Genomic DNA, 1,114 nt, shown 5'->3' with positions numbered 1-1,114 from the left:
TTCGCTGTTCATTTATCTTTAAAAGTCCGGTGAAAAAGTCCGCGTAAGCAGGCCTTTATCACGGGTTTGTCGAATTTATATCGTAACACGATGATCGAAAGAGTGATTGAATATGAAAGCCTATAAGTCATCGGCTATCCAGCCTCAGATGTTCCAATTTGTGGATATGGATGAACTCGTACCGAAAAAGCACATCCTGCGCCAACTGAACGAAGCGCTTGATTTTTCCATCGTCCATGATTGGGTGGCGCCGCTGTATACGGAACGTACCGGACGCCCGGCGGCTGACCCGGAGCGGATGGTTCGACTCATGCTGCTTTCGTATTTGTTCAACCATTCCGAACGGGAATTGTATCAACTGTTGCCCATGCATGGGGGCTACTTGTGGTTTTGCGGACTGGATTTCGAATCCGTCTTGCGCCCGGATCCATCCAGGCCGTCCCTGCCGGATCGGACGACCTTGGTGAAGACCCGGAAATTGTGGCGAAAACACGGTATTTTCGACACGCTCATGAAACATGTCGTCGATCAGTGCATCGCCGCCGGACTGGTCCAACCCGATGTAGATGCGGGAGTCGACGGTTCCCAAGTACGCGCCAACGCTTCTATCCACAGCTTGAAAGAAATCACTCTGGCCCCTGTGGAGTCGATTGAAGACTACCTGGCTCGCATGGCCCGGCAAGACGAGCAACCCGAAGGTGACGCCGCTGATTCCGATGATGACAGACGGCCGCCCGCACCGCCCACGCGAACAGAACGGCGTCTGGAAGACGAAGCGACACATGAAGATTTTCATGGCAAAACGTTCTCGAACAAGACCCACCGCAGCGTGACGGACCCGGATGCTCGCTTGTACAAAAAGAGCAACGGTCAGGAAGCGCATTTGCGGTATTTGGTGCATCATGTGACGGATGTCAAATCCGGCGTCATTCTGGCTACGCAAGCGAGCATCGCGTCCGGAACGGCTGAGCGCGAGACGAGCTTGCAGCAGCTGGCCGCGATCCGTTTTGCCCATCCGCAAATCCGGATTCGCACGCTTTCTGCCGATAAAGCCTACGGTACGACAGATTATCTGCGATCGCTGTTCGAGCAAGGGATTATTCCTCTGGTTTCG

Annotated in this window: 1 protein-coding gene; it reads left to right on the top strand. The window is 53.9% G+C overall.

Annotated features, from left to right (window positions below; all coding sequences use genetic code 11):
• Positions 1 to 112 precede the first annotated feature (112 nt).
• The coding region (locus tag ABEV74_RS20695) for a transposase (protein WP_430149187.1) at positions 113 to 1,114 on the top strand (1,002 nt) is incomplete at its 3' end.

It is taken from the genome of Paenibacillus cisolokensis (assembly GCF_050481165.1).
GTDB classification, from domain to species: domain Bacteria; phylum Bacillota; class Bacilli; order Paenibacillales; family Paenibacillaceae; genus Paenibacillus_AH; species Paenibacillus_AH cisolokensis.
Note: the sequence above shows the minus strand (reverse complement) of the source record. Positions and strands in the feature narration are given on the sequence as shown.